Raw genomic sequence first — 19,435 nt, 5'->3', positions numbered from 1 at the left:
TGGCAAAAAGGGGTAGCTTGGCCTACTCCTTTTTTACACAGGAGCCTTAACTATGAATGGCTATGTACCTTTTGACTTTGCTGATCCTGATTATTGGAGCCAAGGTTGGTTTCTTTATGACTTTGAGCAAGAACTCTCTCCTTGTGGTGCTTTGCTCTATCAACAAGGTCAGGGCGAAGATGATTTTCTTTGCTTTTACGGGGCTAATTCTCAGCTAAAGCTCAAATTACCGACAAAGCACAAACAAGAGCAAATTCAACAACTTTGGCAACAAAGTTTTCTGACCAACTTTGCTCCCGAGCAAAGGCAAGCTATGCTTACCTTGCTCGCCTTACTTTTTTCTCTCAAACAAAATTCTCTTGAAATAGAGTATAGCGATGTTAGCTATTGGCAATCAGTGAATATAGTCAACTTGTATCTCTTTTATCAAGAAGTACTAGCTACTTTTAATCTCAAGACCTTAGCAAGCTTTAGTCGAGAGACCTTTACAGGGTTTTGTGCCAACTGGCAAGATAAACTCAGTTGGGAAGAGCGAGCTTATGTACAAACTACCTACTTAAACTACTTTGTAATGGCTCAACACTTGAACTTGCCCTTTGGGCAAGCCCAAGAACAAGTGCTGCAACAACCTATGCGGATCTACACCAAAATCTTTGCTTTTTGCACTGCTTTAAAGCAAGGCAAGTGGGATAACTTAGATCCAGGTTTTATGGATATGTAATTATGGCAATAGTATGTGTGGGGTTAGCTTGTTATGATGAGTTTTTCTACCTCGACGAGCTCCCTAAAGAAAACGAAAAGACCTTTTCTTCGCGCTTTTTTGAAAGTGGCGGAGGACCTGCGACCAATGCTTCCTACCTCACGGCAAGTTGGGGCTTGGAAACCTATTTGCTTACGAGCTTAGGTAAGGACATTTATGGCAAATTGATCCTCCGTGATCTTGAAGCTGTAGGGGTAAATACAAGCTATGCAGTTTGTAATACCCAACAAATTACTCCTCTAGCTACGGTGTGGGTAGACCAAAGGAGTGGTTCACGCACTGTGGTAACCCATCGTCACGAGGGTGCCAAGCATTATTCGGAACAAGATTATGCTCGTATTGATCAGCTCATTAGCCGTCTCAATGCAACCAAGCAAACGCATATAGTTCTAGTAGACGGACATGAACCTGAACTGTCTTTATATCTAATTCAAGGCTTAGAAAACAAAGTGGTGGTAATGGACGGAGGCTCAATTAAGCCTCGCATGTTAACCGTGTTACCCCATGTTAACTATGCAATAGTTTCCGCAAACTACGCTGAAACACTCCTACGCCGTCCTTTAGATGAGCATAATTACATTTTTGCTTTATCAGAACTGAAAAAAGTTATAGCTCCAGGCGGTGTCCCTATGATTACCTTAGGAGAAAAAGGTGGGGTATACTTTTCTAACTTTAACTATTGCAAATTTGCCAGTCTAAAGGTTAAAGCTATAGATACAACAGGGGCAGGAGATATTTTTCATGGGGCTTTTTGTTATGGTTTAGCTAAAGGCTTTAACATAGAAAACTGTTGTAAACTAGCTTCTGTTACTTCGGCATTATCAGTACAAAAAATAGGCGTGCAACAGGCTATACCTTCGATTAAAGAAGTACTGGATGTACTTAAACACAAAGTAGAACTGCAAGAATAAAAGAAAAGTCCCAATTCTCATTAAAGAACATTAGATGAGATAAAAGACAAAACTAGAAAAGAATGCTGATAGAATAAGAAAAATAACTTACAAGAGCACTTGCTTTAAGCAGGTGCTCTTGTGCGTTAAGGGGAAGGTAAAAGCAAAAAGTAAAAGTCTAAACTCAACTCTCACTAAAATCCAACCCAAACACAAAAAAGATCCCCCGAACGAGCACAAGGTTCGGGGGATCTTATTAAATCTCTTTAGGGATTAAAAGTTAGGGATACTTTTTAGTGGCCGCAACCGCAACCACATGTTGATTTTGTTTCTTGTTTTTGACAAGCACAATCAGGAGTACATTCGTCTACGAATTTACCACAGCCACATGTGCATTTTACGCGTTCATTTGTCATAATTTTGTCCTTAGTTAGGTTAATTAAAAGGAGGTAAATAGTAAAACCATTTACCAGTTACTTTCTCTTGAGGTTGCTGTCCAGCAACAACAAGAGCAAGTTCTGTCGTTCATTTTTACGGTTTTGTATCAGTTACTTGTTATTTTCAGACAAGTAATATCGTTTGAGAAAATTGAGTTTGTTTTGGTGTTAGTTGTTGTTTTAGTTATTTATTTGCTTTGACAACCGCAAGTGCATGTTGGTGCACAAGAGTTAGCATTGCAATTATTACATGTACATTTGTTGTTCATGATCTTTACCTCTTATAAGTTTAATAGTTAGTTTGTAATATTGGTTTTATGTTTTATGTTTTATGTTTTTTAGTTTGTTTATGGATTTTAATTATTTGCTTTGACAACCACAAGTGCAAGTAGATGCACAAGTGTTAGCATTACAAGAGTTACATGTACATTTGTTGTTCATAGTTTTGCCTCTAATGAGTTTTATAGTTAGTTTGTGATTTTGGTTTAGTTTTTTGTTTGAATTTAACTATTTGTTTTGGCAACCGCAAGTGCAAGTAGATGCACAAGTATTAGAGTTGCAGTTATTGCATGTACATTTGTTCATAGTTTTACCTCTTTATAAAGGTTATGTTGTTTTGTTTTATTGTGTTGTTGGTTATTTATTTAACTATTTGCTTTGGCAACCACAAGTGCAAGTAGATGCACAAGTATTAGCGTTGCAGTTATTGCATGTACATTTGTTCATTTTTAACTCCTTAGGTTATTTCTTTAAAAAACTCTCTAAGTAAGATTTTTCTTTATATAACCTAGTTTGTTGTATGGGTATATTTTCTTTTTTCTAAATAAATTATAGATTACAAAGGTTAAAAAATCAAGTATTTAAAAATGAGTTATTTTCCTGAGTTAAGGTCGCAAAACGCATTATCTTGCCTAATTATCAATATTTTATTATATAAAATCTTAGCGAGTTTAAAAATCAATAAGCAAAAAACGCATTTGTTACTGATAGTTTTTGCCTATCAGTAGCAAGAAGCTTTTTTCTGAGAAAAACGTTTTACTGAGTGATCGCTTTTGCCTATCATAAACAGAGAATATCCCCGACAAATTGGGCAAAAGTAACAAAATATCGCCACAAATGCCATTTACTGTTTTTTGCTAACTGGTGATTTAAGGTCTTTAAAGGTGGTTTATTAGGTATTTTGAGTCACTAAAATAAAGGGAGTTTTGCAGTAAAAATTAGTTTTTTAAGTGGGGTTGGTGAGTTAAACTATTGATATTTAAGGTAAATAAGGGCTAAAAAAGCTAAAAAAGGCTCATTTTTAGCCATAATTGTTACACAAAATAGTGTAGGAATAGGGAAATTTTTATCATAAAAAAATAGATAAAAAAGAGATAAAAAATGGCCAATTAAGCCATAATTTTCTAAAATTGAAGCAAATTAAGGAAATAAAGAGAAATTTTGTCTAATTTTTGATTCTAAGGGAGTGATTTTATTAAAAAATAGACGTATCTTCTTAGGATACAAAGTGAGTAGGAAAGAGATACAAAAACAAAGTAGAATTAGATAAAGTTAAACAAAGTTAAGCCAAACTATGCAAGACAAAGTTAAAGAGTAGCAGAGTAAAACCACAGCAAAACTCACCTTAGCTAGCAAAGCAACAAAAGCAAAAAAGACCACAACAAAGTCAACTAGAGCTCGGAAATAGCGTGGATTTAGTCTTTCTTATTAAAGGAAAGCATCTTCATAAAATGGAGTCTAGAAACCTGAATAGCTAGCTAATAACCTAAGGCAAAAAAGAGAGGTTAAGATTACCTCTTTGCTTAGTTAAGTTTTACTAATTCCCGAACCTTAGCCCTTGCCAAGCAAGAGTAAAAATAGAGAAGTATACACTTTTTAAGTGATTAGGCGTATAATAGGAACTGGAAAAATATTCTTATACACAAACTTAAAAGGAAATTAAAATGACAAAACGTTACTCAATTGAAATTTTTGGTAGACCAAACTGTCCTTATTGCCATGTAGCAAAAGATGTTATGGAACAATTAAAAGACAAAGGTCATGCTGATGGTGTTTACCACGATATGATTGAAGAAGGTATCACTAAAGAAGATTTAGCTGCAAAAGCAGGTAAAGAAGTTCGTACAGTACCACAAGTGTTTGTTAATGGTAATCACATTGGTGGTTGTGATGACTTCCTTGCTTACTTAAGAGAAGACGGTTATTTAAACGTTTAATATAATTAGTTTATCCCCCGCCCTATTAGGGCGGGGGATTTCTTTTTGCTAGGATTTTCTTTTCCGTTTAGTTAGTAAATTTTTTAACCCAGCTGTTTCGCTTAGCTCTCTTATCTTATTGCTTATCTAGCTAACTTAGTTATTCTTTTATTTCTTCCTTTTTTGCATTTCTTTTCTCATTTATCTTACTCTTTCTTCTTTCTCAAGGAGCTCACGTATATCATTTCTTTTTTGTATTGCCGTTCTTGCTCTGCTGGTGCCTTTCTTGCTAGCTTAGCTCTTCATTTATCACTTCTTTACTTCCCTGTTTCTTCTCAAAACGATCATTTTTTCTCATCTCCTAAAAAAAGTATACTACCACCGCTGTAATTTCTTGTTTAGTCTGGAAATATATTTTTAAGTTGGGATTTTTTTAGCTAAATTAGAGCTAAATATTTTAATTTTATTTAAATAATTTTTCTGATAAAGACGCTTATTTTCTCATTTTTGCCTAAGAGCAAATTGGCAATTTTAGCTCTTTTTAGTGCTTGGCATGTCACTTTTGTTCAAAAACGATCAGTTTTTCTGGAAAAAGTGTGACCTATGACTACTTTTACAAACTTAAGTAACAAATTTATTTTTTTATCTCCTATAATAAAAATATAAGGATAAAGGTATTACAATATTCAGATATAATCGATTATTGTTTAAGTTTCTATATTAGAATATCCGTTCGTTAAAAAGTTTATTTTTTCAAATCTAGTCTTAAAAAGTAAGTACCTAAAGCATTAAGCTGGTATTGGCTAGGTGCTTTAGGTTTTTAGTTAATAATTTATTATTAAGTTAACTTGGTTGGAGTATAAGCTCTTACTCTCTGAGATAAAGAACAGTTAACTTAGTTAGGTGAATAAAAAAAATTAGTATTTGTATTCACCTAAGTTGCAAAAAGTAACTTAATTTTAAGTTATTACTTTAGGTGAAATTGTCTTAGTTTCTGAAACTAAGATGAGAACAGGGGGGAAACTCAGTAGCTTTATCACTGGGATATAAGTTGCTCTTGTAAGTTTGTTGTTATACTTTTTCCCTGTTCTTTTTAACTTAACGTTTAGCTTACACTAAACGTTATCACCAAACTTCTAGTCAAACAGAAGTAATTCTAAAACAAAAATATTTAACCCAGAGCAAGTAACTTGTTTACTTGTAATGCACGTTAAATATTTCAACTAACCGCTTGAGTTAGTAAGGAGGCTTTATGACGCTAGATAGAAGATTTTCCTCAACAGATCCTCGCAAGGTTAAATATTCTGAACCAGAGTTAACTTATGATGAAGCGATCGATGATGAAAAATATGAACATGAGTTTTCTACCAATACACATGGTCGCTTAGCTCTAGACTCTTTTGAAGATGTACATCCAGCTCCAAGACGTCGTCTCCGCTTAACTACTTTAACCAACTCAGCAATAGTTAAAAGTGTTACCCGTGGAGTGGGTGGCTTGATCACTGCTATAATTCTTGTAAGTTCTTTAGTGGTGTTAGCTCTGTCATCAACTGAATAGTTTTTTCCTCCCATATTCGAACTTTAGGGTTTGAGTATGATCTGAACTTCTTGGGGAGTTTACTCCCCAAGGGGTTACTTTAAGAATTTAACTAAAGCTTAATTAAAGATTAATCTTTAGTTAAACTCTTATATTTTTCCCCCTTAGTTTACCTCAATGATCACCCTTAACGTCTTTGGGGTAAACTCTTTTATTGTAGGGTTTTAAGCTTTTTATTCATAATACCTCAGTTGACAAATTTTGTTTTGCTTAAAACTTTTCTTCTCCTTAACCCTCAAGCTCCTTGTGAGATTTGAGAGTATAAGACTCCAAGAGTAGAGATTGACTTTTCTACTCTTTTTTTTGTGGCTAAAAAATGATTTGCTTGAGATAAGGGGAAAAACGAGAAAGTAAACAAGCAAATAAATTAAAACCTAACAAGTAAAAAAAAACTAAAATTTCCTAAAAATTTAACTTATTGAATATTAGGGAGAAAAATTTTAAGAGAAAATGGCTAAAATTGCAATTTATAATAAAAATTGCAGATTTTAGCCATATTTTTTTAAGCAAATAAAATTAATTTTAACTTTTTTTAGCAAAAGTTAGTTTTTCTTTTTATTGATAATTAAGAAAAATAGTAATAATACCCTTACATTTTACTAATATATTATTTATTTTTTACTGATCAATAAATTTTTTTCAGCCCAAAAGGGGTAAAATAGAGCAATTATTTCTAAAAAAAGTATTTTTTAGCCTCAAAATTGCATTTTTGTAGCTAAATTTTTAAGAAAAAATGAAGAAAAAACCTATATTCTTGACTTAGTTATGTGGATATATTTCAAATAGTGATAGTCTTTGCCTATCACTAATTAAAAAGTGTACTGCTTAATTATCAATAACTTATATAAAGCTTGAGAACAAAAATGTAAAAAATTTACGATTTTGTAAAAATAGTCTCAAGCAGTAACCAAATGGTAACCTTTGCAAAAAGATTTCTTTTTAGGCTAAAATATAAACATAAATCGAGAAATAAAACAAAACTACCTTTGCAACATGCTGTTAAACCAAAAACATCGCTCAATCTAAAGCAGTAGGTTACAAAAGTAGTTTCTGTTTAACAAAACATTAACTGTTAGTTAAATGAGAATAAAAAAGTAATCTAACCAATTACTTTATACAAACAAATAATATATCCCTTTGAAAAAAGACTGATCCCTAACCAAGATCCTCTTCTTTTTTCCCGTTTTCTTCTAAGAGTCTAACCAGCTTAAAGAGAAAACACTGTCCCTACCAAGGACACTAACTACAAACTAAAAACTTCAAACAAATTAATCTAACAGGAACTAGCCTATAGAAAAAAACCAACCTCATAAACATAAATTGACAAAAACCAAAAAATAACCACAATCCTTTAGTCCAAACTAGTTTAACCAACTAATCAAAGGATTAATATATGAGTTCAGACTGTTTTTGTTGTCGCTTAGGCAACGGTTAAAACCCATCACTAGGTAGATCATCTAGGATGGGTTTTTGCTTTATGTAAAAAAACTCATCTTATCTTTCAATTTAGATCACTTTTTCCTTTATCTTTCTCTTTACCTTCTATCCCTCATCTTGCTCTAAAGCTCCAATCTTCAGCTTTGTTCTAAAGCTATAATCCCAGACCTCGTTAAAGCTACATTCCTATACCTCGCTCAAGCTCTATCCTTAATCTTGTTAAAGTACTAATCCCTAATCTAGTTAAATCTCTATTCCCACCTTAAGCAACCCCTAGCTCATCAAAACACTTAATACATCTTACCAACGATTACGTGAAATTAAAAAGCATACAAGTTAAAAAGAAAGTTAAAAATTATATAAGGACAATAAGTAATAAGAAGAGAAAAGAATAGTAAAGAGATTGCGAGTATAGGTAAATAAAGAAGAGCAAGAAGAAAGTAAAAGATAGAGAGTATAGGCAAATAGGAAGTAGAGAATAGATAGAGGAAGATAAGGGAAAAAGTAATAAAACAAAAGAACCAAGAAGGTAATACCGAATAATAAAAGAAAAAAAAGTAAGGTTAATTATTTAAATTAGTGATCAACTAAAATACAGACATAAAAAAAGAACTTAAAAAGATGTCTTTTTAAGTTCTCAGCATAACTTTTGTTTTAACCACAAGGTAATCAATATAGGCAGGTATTACCTTTTTCGAGTTGGCTTCTCTAGTGGTTAAAATAAAAAACAGATTTGAATATGAATAAGATTTACAAATCATTAAAACTTTCATCCTCTTTTAGTTGGCAGCTAAAAGTTTAAACAGATTGGCAGGTTGTTTAATGAAGTAGACTCTCAAACTACTTGGATGATCATTTCAGGTAGTTATATAAAACTATTTGTAAAACTGATTCGTAAATCTATAAAGATCCTTAGTTACATGTTGGCAGTCATGTAATTAAGTTTTAACTATGAAACAAAAGATTATCGTGTTAGATAATATATACCAATAGGCAAATGTAAAAAAATTTGCGAAGAGCAAGAAGAACTTGCATATAACTTAATATAGATAAATATAGAAATGTATTTGTTTATAGTGATTTTTATAATTTGCGAACAACTTTATAAAAAACTTTATATAACTCAAGATCCGATTAAGCAAATTCTTTACAATGAATTGAATTAATATTTTTGGCAGAAAATATTAAAGGCGTAATAATTTTTATTGGCAGATTAAAAATTACAAGTGAAAGTATAAGTTTGGCAGACCTTAACTTTCTTCATCATAATTCCCTTGGTCTCTCGAGAATCTTGTGTGGCTTGATTTGTTAACTATGATATAAAGTTTAAAAAAATATTTTCAAGGAAAAAATATTTTAGTAATTAGTCCTTTGCCTATATGAAGAACGTAACTTAGAATTAAAATGCATAAGTGCAAAGCTCGACCACCAAATAAATAAGAAAATAGCATTATAACTTTATATTGTTCTGCAATAGCGATAGGTTCGGGAAGCACCAAAATGAGAAACTGTGTAAATTAGCCGTTTTTTCTTGCTTGGCAGGAGATTTTAAAGGTAAAAATTAGCCTATTTTTACATAACTAAAAGTTACAAAAAAAATTTAAATTTTTTTTAAACTTTTTTATTTTTTTATTTATTTTTTTATTTATTTTTTATTTTTTTATCATTTTTTCTCTGATATTCTCTTTAATTTTTTTATTTAATTGTAATTTTTTGCCTTTTTTAAAAAGAGATTTTTTGTTTTATTGAGAAGAGGGGATTTTTGCTTTTTCAGCTCAATTCTTTTATATCCTTTTTGCTTTTGTTTTTCTTTTGCTTTCATTTGCTTTGCTTGCTTTCCTTTGTTTTCCTTTGCTTTGCTTTGCTTTCCTTTGCTTTCCTTTCTTTTGTGGTTAATTATTTAAATTAGTGATCAACTAAAATCCAGACATAAAAAAACGGCTTTCCTTTCCTTCTCTTTCCTTCTCTTTCCTTCTCTTTCCTTTCCTTTCCTTTCCTTTCCTTCTCTTTCCTTTCCTTTCCTTCTCTTTCCTTTCCTTTCCTTTCCTTCTCTTTCCTTACAAAAAAAACCTTCAAGGATCAGCTCCCTGAAGGTTTTACTTTATTATTTATATGTATAAGCTTTAACTAAAGCTTGGAAGTATGGATACCATTCTGTTTCTTCTAATTGCATTAGGCTTATCTGTTGTGCCTGAGCAAAAGTATTACAGATATGGGCTATAGTTTGTGACTTATTCTGACTTGCAAAGATCACTGATACTTGTGGATGTTGCTCTGCCCAAGTTTGGAAACTTGAGGTGTTATTGAGAACATACACATAAGGTGAATCTAAAAGTTCAGGATTCATTGCCGTGGTTGCTTCGAGTAAGCGTTGATCTGCAATTACCATTACTTTGACTTGCATAAACACGCGATAGGTGTTGACAAAGAGTTGGCAAAGATCTGCGAGATGTAACGGCTGTGCCGAAGCTTGGTTAACCCTTACTAAAGTATGCATTAACACTTGTGCCAGTTGCTCACAACGTGCTTTAAAGTTGTAATCTCCCGCTTTAAACTTCCAGTTAGGCTTAATGCCTAAAATGCGAGCTATAAGCTGGTGCGTTACTTTTTCTTTACTTGCAAAAGCCTCTTGTAAAGCTCTTAAATCATAACTAGCTGGTGCTACTGGGCTTAAGCTTTGGGCTTTAGCTTGTGAAGCACTTAACCTTGGATAGGTGATATAAAAGTCTTTATAGAGCAGTTCTAAAGCAGTAAAAGTTGCAGTAGTAAGCTCTTGCCAACCTAGCGTAGGCTCTAATTCTTTAACTGGAGCAAAAGAGAACTCTTGTTGCTCTGAGCTAGGGTAATTTAGAGCTGCGAGGTGATTGCGCTCAAGTGCCTCAAAATCAGTATCGGCAAAGAGTTGCTCTTCGTCGAGTGGAACACGTTTGCGATCAGCAATTGCCCATTTACGGAGTAGAGCATCAGCAAAGAGTTTTTCTGGGTTATTACGAATGCGGCTTACGCCGTATTGGTGCAGATTTAACTCTTGCTCAAAATTTACATCTCGTGGAGCTTGGGCATTGAGAACATAATCAAGTCCTGCTTCATGGTAGTACTTGAGGACAGTTTGTTCACGTTTTTCTGGTAAAGAGCGATACACTTTAGTTTGCAGAATAAAGTTATCTAAAGCTTTTTCCGCTTCGATATTATCCATGCCATGCTCACAAACAAACTCAGCTAAGAATTTATTTAAGAGCTCAGATTCTAAACGCGCCGAATAGAATGGCGTTTTGGTGATGGTTGTACGCCAAGTATTTAGCGACTCAAACGGCAAGGTTATTTGTCCTTTGGCTACTCTTGGCAGATCTTGCAGTTTTTCCAATACATGATACTGACGCATTAAGGCATTGAAAAGTTTTTGTTGCAAGATTTGGGCATGAGCCCTAAAGGTAGCTAAAAGTTCATGACTTTGTTTGCCTAAATAAGTACTTTCTTCGCTCGTAGCATAAAGTAAGTGTAAAGGACGAGCTGGTAAATAAAGAGCTTGTGGCACTTTATCTTGCAGACGCAGGGTCACCAGATTACGAGCTACTTCACGCTCACTAAAGGCATGAGCAAGGTACAGCTGTTGCAGGCTATAGAGATCCTTGCCTGGGTTTTTACTGAGGAATAGATCCCAAACACTGCCCACTTGTTGCCAGTTGTAGTTAGCTACATAGGTTAAATCGAACACGCGTGGATCGGCGTTACGTTTTTTCCCTTCAAAAAAGTATGGCAGAGTTTTATACCAACCTTTTTGCAGTTGAGCAATTTGTGGAGCGCTAAGAAGACCTGGTACACTTGGGTCAACTTGGATTACCTGATTCTCTATACTCGCAAGTGGGAGATAGAGAGGGATAAATGGAGCCAAGTGTTTGTTTTTCAGGTACTCGTTATATTGATAGTGAATACGACGCGCCTGTTTGTACATAGGGTCTTCTTTATACTTAAGCACACTTAAATTGAGTTGGAGCTTATCTTGTTCGTCTACATCATTGTCATAGTCTTTATGGAAAGCATGGACAATGGCAGGCGTACCTTTAAATAAGTGATACTCAGGGTCGAGCAATGCTGTACTTGCACGTTTAGCTAGCTCTTCCGGGTTATAAGTAGCATAAGCATAGGTTAGGTTAAAGAAAGTATTATTCAGGTGCTGACTTAAGAGCACATCATAACGCACGCCAAGTTCGCGATTAGGATCTATATGGGCATCACCTTGACGACCTAACTCGAGTTTGCCTTGATGATACAGATTATCCAGGGTTTGCTCGAGGTGCAGACCTAATTGCTTGCTTGGCTCTTTGTCTTTACTTAAGTAAGGAGCTAAGCTACTAAAGTATTTAGCAAAAGATTTATAGAATAAATCAATTGGCGTGTACTCTAAAGCATGCCAAGGAGCTAAATTAGTTTCTTGCTCTAAAGCTTTAACTACTTTATCAAGTTGTTTTTGCATTTGCTCGAGGTTAAATACTGGCGTATTTAAGAGCTGAGGCAAAATAGTAAAGTAGAGGTAAGCTTTAAAGTTGGCATTAAAGCCATTGCTTGGAGCTTGCTCTAACAATTTTGCAGTTTCTGGATCTGTTGCGAGCACTTCTTCGAGTTGAGCTCGGCTTAGACCAGCTTGCTGCCAGAGGTAAAGCAATGGAGCAGCTGGGCTATTTAAGTCAAGCTCGCCTGCTAAAGTAGGCACTAGCTGTGGAGCAGTCGCTTGTCCAGCAATGTAAAAACGACTAAAGATCCCTTCGGCAATAGCATCATCGCCTCTATAACCAAACTCAGGATAGAGCATTGCCAAGCTCGAAGCAAAGACACGGCTTGGATGAGTCGAAAGAAAACGACAGGCTAGACCAGTTTGGGCTTTAAGGTTCAGATGTTGCACTAAGGCTTTTAACCAACGCACACAGTAGGCACTGGTGCCCTTACCTGGAGTAAATACCCCCTGAGTTAGTGACAATTGCAGTTGGTATCTTGCACTTTCAAGCAGTTCCTTTTCTTGGGCAAAGAATTTTTCTAGGCTTTGCCAGAGCAGAGGCTCTTTGCTTTGAGCAAATTGTTCTAAGCTTGCCAGTTTGAGGTTTTTATTGCCTACATAAGCTGGATCTTGCGCCTGAGCGATAGATTCAAGGGCATAGCTTGCACTTGGAGCCAAGCGCACCCCGCTAGGTAAATAAGCACTAAAGGCATTAACTGTGTCTACGGCAAAGGCATAGGTGCTTGGCTCTTGCTCTAGGTTAAGGTTAGCTAACCAGAGAAGTTGCCCATCAAGTTGGGCAATATAATCAAGAGCCTGCTCTAGTTGTTTGGTGCTCAGTTGTTGCACCAGTTGCTCGAGGTTATCTGGCACCCCACTGCTAGTTAACTGATTTAACCATGCTAGTTTGCCTGTAGGGCGTCGAGTTTTGTGTTGAGGTCGCACTAACAGACGAGCCTTTTTCACAAAATCAGCGAGTTCAGTTTGACTAAACTTAGTTAAACGCTTAAAGAGCTCTTCGAGGTTTTCCCCTGGATTAAAGTAAGTAAGCATTTGACTAAGAGGGACTTTATAATCTTGGAGCTGTGCCTCACTGAGGTCATAGGCTACTTTAACCGCAGGTTCAAGAGCTTTTAAGTAAAGAGCGAGGTTAATGCGATCTAGTTTAGAGTTAATAAAGTCTAAGCGATCGCCAAAGAGCTGATAAACGAACCAGAGTTCTAAACTCGTTGGATCTACTGGGTAAGGTAAAATTTGCCCTTGTTTTTGGGCTTGTTCTCTTGCTTGCTCAAAGTCTTGCGCTTGGAGATTATGACGCCATTTTTGTTGATAGCTTTCTAAATCTTGCTCTAATAGAGTTGGTTTATGCTCAATTGGAATAGGCACCACAAAAAGGTGTGTATCTTGTTGGGCATATAAAGCACTGCGTTCGTTTAAGGCTGGAATTAATAAAGCCTTGCGCAGATGCTCGCTCATAAAGCTTAATTTGTCTTCGAGCTCTTGAGCTAGAGTAGTGAAAAAGCCATCGGCAGCTGCCTTGCTCGCAATAAACACACTGTTAGTCACCGTGAGATCTAAACGGAGACGCTCATAGAACTCATTTAAATGCACATAGTTAGCAAACACATCCGAAGCATTACGCATTAACGGCTGTTCGTCATAGGCAAATAAATTAGTGTTATTGCGGAAGCGAAGCATGTTCACCGCAGGATCAGCATCATAGGTATAAACTTGCGGATCCAGTGTAGCACTAGCAATATATTGCCAACGCGTGGTTGGTAAGTTATAGCTATTTTGTAACTCAGCTGGCGAACTAAAGTCAGCAAATACTTGCCCAACCTTGGTTTTTTGTCTTTTGGCAAGGCTAAGCGAAGCTTGCCCCAGAGTTTTAGCTTTGAAGTTACTTGCTTTTTGTAGTTTAACTTCTTGAGCAAAAACATCAAGATAGAGTTGGTTTTCTTTACGATTGTATTTGCCGCGACTAAAGCTATCGAGTCCCAGACTAACAAAGTAGGTTAGGTTTTGTGGACGCATTAAGTAGAGATCCACATTTTCCATAATATAGTAAACGCGGTTATACAGGGCTTTCATGAGAATATTCTCATAGCTCTTACGCGGTGGTAAACCTAGACCTACGCCACGAATTTGGTTGTGAGCAAATGCAAAGTATTGCTTGAACTTATCAGCAAGATTTGGGTACTCTAACGAAGGTAGAGTGTTCGTACTTAAGTGATAGTAAACATTACCTAGTGCCCCAAAGCCCTTGCCTCCTGCTTTAAAGTATTCTTTGGCAGTGTTATAACGCCAAATTAATTGCGGGAACATTTGCATCCAAGCTTGTAATGGAGCCTTGAGAATAGCCTCTTCACTGGCAAAAGACTCAAGCATGCGCTCAGGTTCTTCGAGGTAACTAATTTTATTGCGTTTAATTTGCGCTTGATACTCGTGTTCGATTTCCTGCATTACCGCAGCTACGGTTGGATCTTGAGTGCTCACTTGCAGTTTGCGTACTGGGTAAGAAGCATCTTTTTGCTTTTTAAGCTCAACCAGCTCCATAGGGCGTTGCGTCTGAGCGACAAACTCAGGCTCTTGATAAGCATAAGGGAAGTCAGCCGGATCCTGATTAACGAGCGGGCTCAAGCTCACTTGCAGACGTTGCTCTGGAGCTAAGTGCGGATTTAAGCGTGCACTTATGGTCGCAAGGTTATTGCTACTCATTGGACTAAAGCTTTGCTTGTACTCGCGAGCTAAGAAAATATTTGCTAAAGCACTGCGGTAAATAATTTGCTCATAAGCCAGTTGTCTTGGCTCTTCTAAATAAGCAGGAATATTTAAAGGGGTCAGACGTAAGTCTTCTTGCATTGCCTTATACTGCTCGAGACGCAGACGCAGGCGAGCACTACCTGTAATGAGCATAGGCTCATACGGGTTATAGTAGGCCGCATTATAGTTAGTAAAGCCTGGATAATTGTACTCCCCAAATAAACGCGAAGTTACGGCAAAGGTTGCAGGGTTGAGGAGATAAAAGCCTTTACTAAACTGCTTGTACATATCCTTACTTGAGTCATAGTTAGACTCAAGCATAATGCCCAGAGTAAAGTCTTTACTGCGTTTTGCTAATAAGGCTGGGTCGAGGTCATATTTACCTATTGGACCAAACTGATTTGCCCAAGTAAGAAAATGGCTATACTGACTCAGGTTCACTAGCTGTTGTAAACGCGTACGTTGCTCTTCGCCAATTAAAGCTTCTTGATAAGCTTGAGCTACTTGACGCTCTTCAAGGCTATTGCCTCTTCTTGCCCAAAAACCTTGAATTAGTTTGCTTGCATGTTTAAAGCCTCTGCCTAGTTGTCTAAACGTAAGCGGAGTGTTTACTTTTTTAAGGACGAGATCAAGCAGATCTAAATAAGCATAGCGAATGCCAATTTGGCTAATTTGGGTAGTGACATAATTAGTAAAAGGAGCAAAATCCACTAAAGCTCGTGGTAAGTTTGCGGTGCGCTTAAAGTTAATTGGCTCTTTAGCAGGAGCAATTGGCTCTTGCTCTAGGTGTGCCAGTTCCATAAAGTAAAGATAAGAGTCGAGATCTTTTAAGACATCTTTACCATAAAACGGACGCGGAGTTAAATAAGGAGCGACACTTTTTGCTCGCTCTAAAGCAGGTTCTGGCAGTTTAAGGCTCGCATTAAAGCGTAATTCCCCACCTTGTTTTAGAGCAAAGGCGTTAGCTAGATTGAGATCATTAAAAATCTTGTCAGATGCCGTCTGTAAGGTAATTTTTTGCTGATAGTAAAGCTGGAGATACTCTTTAGCCGCGTGCGCAAAACCAGGGAACTTTTCTTTTTCTTGGCTCGTAAGTTTTTTCGCAAAACTCGCGTCACTCAGAGCGAGATTAATTGGCGTTGTACTGTAAGTTAAACGCTCGCCATAAGCTCGAGACAGAGATTTTACACCCCCAGTGTTTTCATAGTCGACAGCAAAGGCAGTACGCTCATAGGTTCCTAACCAAGGTAAGTCAGCAGCTTTAAACTCTTTACTGAGTTTAGGATCCATACCTGTCATATCCTCAACCAGCGGAGCTTTATCGCGTAAAAACTCAGAAAGGTCATCTACCGACCAGTATTTGAGGTTGTTTTTTACAGCACCAATAATATAGTCATTGACCATTTTTTCCACGCGATTATGGTGTCTGAACTTAGTTTCACTGCGTTGATACACCGTCACTAAGTCCTCTTGAGTTTGGTTAGGACGCAGGTGATAGAGAACTTTTACAGGATCCTGGATATTTTTGGCAATCGGGTTAGTAATAAAGCGCTGATAAATGGCATAAGAAACAGCGTCCCCAAAGTAAAATGGGGGCTCAATAGTATTTTTCTTGCGCGCTAACTCCATATATGCCGCGAAAATATCACCCTTTTCTGGCGGATTACCTGGATTATGGTATTTATTGTCGTGTTGCCAACGTCTTTCGCGCGGTGCCATACCCTTAAGGCTCGAGCTATAAGAGTTAGGATCAAATAGATTATTTAACTCGGTATGGTAAAAAGAAACACGATAAGGTTTAGCAACCAGAGCAGGAAGAGCGTCATATTTTACAGGTAAAGGCAAACTCTCATAGGTTGGCATTAAACTTGCTGGCACATTTTGGTAGAGGTTGTCATATACCAGACGATAGAGGCTCAGGTTATAGGTTGAACTTGCTAATTGGGCAAAAGGAATTACTTTACGAGTTGCCTCTTTACCAAACGGACCGCCCTGCACTAATTGATAGTCAAGCAATTGTGAGGGAAAGGCATTGCTGGCAATAAAGTTAAATTCCACTATTTGCGGATAATTATCTACCCCGAGTTCAAAAACAAACGGCATACTATGGAAGCGAATGTTCTCTATCCCACGGTAAGTATAGGCTTGCTTAAAATCAAGACTTTGAATAGTATTGGCATTTAATAACTCTTTTAGGTCAGTTAAAGAGTTTTGCCCATGTAAAACAAAGACTTTTAAGCGCGGTAAAGATTGTTTCGACATAAAAATTTGGGAAATAGTTATTTTTCTTTTTAGGCTTAGACTTAGCGGTAAGCCATATCTCTATTTTACCAGTTCTACTCGCTTTAAGGGGAAAAAAAAGCCCTTAAACTAAGTTAAAGGCTAATAAAGGCAAAAGCAAAAGTATTAACTATTTGTTCTTGGCTATAAGCTTGCTGCACAAGCAAGCCAATTGAGGTTGGACTTTGCTTGGTTTGTGTCCAAGCTACTTTTTGTCTTACTTGTTCTTGGGCTTGCTGTTGCCAAGATTTAACCGCTTGGGCTTGGAGTTGCTCTTGGTGGGCAAGATCTGCCTCACTGAGCCAGTCTGCCATAGAAGCGGTGTAAAAATCTTGGCGAGTAAGAGGTAAAAGATTTTGGCTTAGAGCGTCAAGTTTAGCCCAAGCTTGCTCAGATGCATCAGGTTCTTGCTTAATTCCCGCAGTAAAAGTACGAATTTTACCCACGGGAATAGGGTAAAGATCATCTACTTCGGTGTAAATGCTTGGGGTATTAACCTGGTTTAGGTTACCAAAAGCAATTTTTTGTTCCCCACTAGCATAAGCTTGCACTTGGGGGTCGGCAAGGTTCCAACTAAGAATTCTTTGTCGATGAACATGACCATAGACAAGGAGATTAGCTTGACTTAACTGGGCTAAAAAATGGGTGTAGTTTAAGTCGATATCTGCCATATCCAGACTTGAGAGCTCGCCCCAAGTTGCGGTAATTTGGGTTTGGCGTTCTTCGTGCTCTTGACGTTTACGCTGCGATGCTGCTGAAATTCTTTGGGCAATTTTTTTTACCAACCAAGTTGGGATCAGTTTTTCCACTCCTTGCATTAAGCCCGAACGAATAAAGCGACGATATTTTTGGTAGGCTTCATCGCTAAGGCAGAGGTTATCGCCATGACATAACCAGAGGCGTAAACTATCCTCAGTTTTGGCAAGAGGGGCATGCTCTTGTAAGCGGTGCTTAAACTCGGCACACAGTTGTTCACGCTTGCTATAGGTTTGTTCATTGCTGACAATACTGGTCAGACTAGGAGATAAATACTGGTAGTAAGCCTGAGCTCCAGTTGCATTAGTACTAAAGTCAACTATAGTGTTTTCTGGCAAAAAAGTAGCTCCTATGCCTTGACTAAATTTTTTCCCTAAGAGAAAATCGCGGTTGCCTACCATAAAGAAAATTTCTACTCCAGCCTGGGCTAGAGTTTGTAAGCTTTCTTGATAGGGTTTAAACCAATCGGGAATAAAGTCGCCAATGCCGAGGGCGAGAAAGTCACCGAGGATATAAAGGCGTAAATGGCGTTTAGTATTTTCCCTTTTATTGTTTTGGGCTAGGGTAAGTAGTTGCTGGATAAAAGCAGCAAACTGCTGATTTAGTTCAGCAGTTGATTCTTGTAAGTGTAAATCACTTATAAAAAAATTATAAATCCAAAGGTTGGCGTAGTTTTCACGTTCAACCTGAGTAACAAAAGGTAAGGCCATAGCTTTTTTACGGGATAAAAAATAGATTATTACGCAATTATTTTAACATAAGAGAAAAAAACCAAGAGCAGGTCACTCTTGGTATTTGCAATTCACATACTATTTTAGGTGTGTAGCCTCGTAGGTGACAGTATGTGAGCCGAATCTCTCAAAAAAATTGGGAGCTACCAATTTTTTTTAAATATCCTAGAGGCTACACATTGAGATATAAGGTAAGGCAAGAGGTATGCAGGCAGCCATCTGAGTTTAAGTAACTAAAGCTTGCCGTGCCGAATTTAACTTGCCAGTCTCTGCGAGCTAAGTTGTACCTAACTAAAACAAAATACTTTGCGAGGCTTGTTATCTAGGCAGATTTATACTTGTTAACTAGCCAGACTAGTACTTGTTATCTTTCCTGATTTGTACTTGTTATTTAGCTAGATTTGTACTTGTTATCTAGCATAGGCACAATTACTATTTTACATAGGTACTGTGGTTATCTTGTAGAGGCATTATTACTATCTTGTATACGTACTATTGGTAAGCAATGGACGTACAGCAACTAGCTATCTCAAGGGAGATATTGCTAAATAGCTTAAAGGGCAAACATTTTTGTTGTTAGCTTAGGGAGATTATTTTGCTCGTGAGAAGAATTATCTTGGCTTGTGAGAAGAAGTATAGGGGTAGTATCTCTCTTGAGGGGAATTATAGATTTTTAGCTCTGGGGAGTTATTAAGTCTGTTTTAGCTCGAGAGGATGCTTTAGCTTTTTTAGCTGAGGCTGATTTTTTATTATTTATTATTGGTTAAGGACTAAAATATTATCCTTATCCTCTAATCTCATTATAGAGAGTAAATGCAAGTTTTATTTTGTTTTTTTGTCAAAATGTGACCTAGATCACACTTTCTGAGAAAAAAATGAACATTATTGGCAAAAAAAACCTAAAAATCAGCTTAAAACAAGGAGATAAAATTCAGCTTAAAGCAAGGAAGTAGAAAAATAACTTGAAATAAGAAAATAAAAAACAACTTAAAGCAAGAATATAAAAATAAGCTTGAACTAAGAAAAATGAAGTTAGGGAGCAGTTTGTATTTGGGATTTGGTAACGGCGGGTTTAGAGTTTTATTTTAAGGTACAGT

Annotated in this window: 8 protein-coding genes; 5 read left to right on the top strand and 3 right to left on the bottom strand. The window is 36.6% G+C overall.

The genetic code is table 11. The annotated features are described in order from the left end of the window. Positions 1 to 52: 52 nt before the first annotated feature. The 5 genes from CJP74_RS00325 (at position 53) to CJP74_RS00310 (ending at position 5,840) form a co-directional block, all read left to right on the top strand. A complete protein-coding gene (locus CJP74_RS00325) occupies positions 53 to 721 on the top strand; it encodes a hypothetical protein (protein WP_119496284.1) in 669 nt (222 codons plus the stop codon). A gap of 2 nt (positions 722 to 723) precedes the next feature. Next, positions 724 to 1,671 carry a carbohydrate kinase family protein gene (locus CJP74_RS00320; RefSeq protein ID WP_119496283.1) on the top strand — a complete coding sequence of 316 codons (948 nt, stop codon included), beginning with the start codon at positions 724 to 726 and terminating at the stop codon, positions 1,669 to 1,671. A gap of 909 nt (positions 1,672 to 2,580) precedes the next feature. Beyond that, positions 2,581 to 2,856: a hypothetical protein gene (locus CJP74_RS08000; protein WP_147397029.1), complete on the top strand. Its 276-nt coding sequence runs from the start codon at positions 2,581 to 2,583 to the stop codon at positions 2,854 to 2,856. A gap of 1,174 nt (positions 2,857 to 4,030) precedes the next feature. After that, positions 4,031 to 4,303 (top strand): GrxA family glutaredoxin, encoded by a 273-nt coding sequence (locus CJP74_RS00315; protein ID WP_119496282.1) that lies wholly within the window; start codon positions 4,031 to 4,033, stop codon positions 4,301 to 4,303. A 1,231-nt stretch (positions 4,304 to 5,534) separates the two neighbouring features. Further along, complete coding sequence (locus CJP74_RS00310) at positions 5,535 to 5,840, top strand: hypothetical protein (protein WP_119496281.1); 306 nt, start codon at positions 5,535 to 5,537, stop codon at positions 5,838 to 5,840. A gap of 3,175 nt (positions 5,841 to 9,015) precedes the next feature. On the opposite strand, the gene CJP74_RS08265 is transcribed toward CJP74_RS00310, so the two are convergent. The 3 genes from CJP74_RS08265 to CJP74_RS00300 form a co-directional block, all read right to left on the bottom strand. Then, complete coding sequence (locus tag CJP74_RS08265) at positions 9,016 to 9,138, bottom strand: hypothetical protein (RefSeq protein WP_282432502.1); 123 nt, start codon at positions 9,136 to 9,138, stop codon at positions 9,016 to 9,018. Between the two features lie 282 nt (positions 9,139 to 9,420). Continuing rightward, the gene (locus CJP74_RS00305; RefSeq protein WP_119496280.1) at positions 9,421 to 16,833 is read right to left on the bottom strand and encodes a hypothetical protein; all 7,413 of its coding nucleotides are present in this window, start codon (positions 16,831 to 16,833) and stop codon (positions 9,421 to 9,423) included. Between the two features lie 113 nt (positions 16,834 to 16,946). Further along, positions 16,947 to 18,317 (bottom strand): metallophosphoesterase family protein, encoded by a 1,371-nt coding sequence (locus tag CJP74_RS00300; protein WP_119496279.1) that lies wholly within the window; start codon positions 18,315 to 18,317, stop codon positions 16,947 to 16,949. Between the last annotated feature and the right edge of the window lie 1,118 nt (positions 18,318 to 19,435).

It is taken from the genome of Psittacicella melopsittaci, from assembly GCF_003585925.1.
Classification (GTDB): domain Bacteria; phylum Pseudomonadota; class Gammaproteobacteria; order Enterobacterales; family Psittacicellaceae; genus Psittacicella; species Psittacicella melopsittaci.
The sequence above is the reverse complement of the archived record's forward strand: the minus strand, read 5'-3'. Positions and strand labels throughout refer to the sequence as shown.

What these genes read in the sequence shown, in the direction of transcription:
- CJP74_RS00300 (WP_119496279.1), bottom strand. Translation starts at nt 18,317, where the DNA reads ATGGCCTTACCTTTTGTTACTCAGGTTGAACGTGAAAACTACGCCAAC.
- CJP74_RS00320 (WP_119496283.1), top strand. Translation starts at nt 724, where the DNA reads ATGGCAATAGTATGTGTGGGGTTAGCTTGTTATGATGAGTTTTTCTAC.
- CJP74_RS00305 (WP_119496280.1), bottom strand. Translation starts at nt 16,833, where the DNA reads ATGTCGAAACAATCTTTACCGCGCTTAAAAGTCTTTGTTTTACATGGG.
- CJP74_RS08265 (WP_282432502.1), bottom strand. Translation starts at nt 9,138, where the DNA reads ATGAAAGCAAAAGAAAAACAAAAGCAAAAAGGATATAAAAGAATTGAG.
- CJP74_RS00315 (WP_119496282.1), top strand. Translation starts at nt 4,031, where the DNA reads ATGACAAAACGTTACTCAATTGAAATTTTTGGTAGACCAAACTGTCCT.
- CJP74_RS00310 (WP_119496281.1), top strand. Translation starts at nt 5,535, where the DNA reads ATGACGCTAGATAGAAGATTTTCCTCAACAGATCCTCGCAAGGTTAAA.
- CJP74_RS00325 (WP_119496284.1), top strand. Translation starts at nt 53, where the DNA reads ATGAATGGCTATGTACCTTTTGACTTTGCTGATCCTGATTATTGGAGC.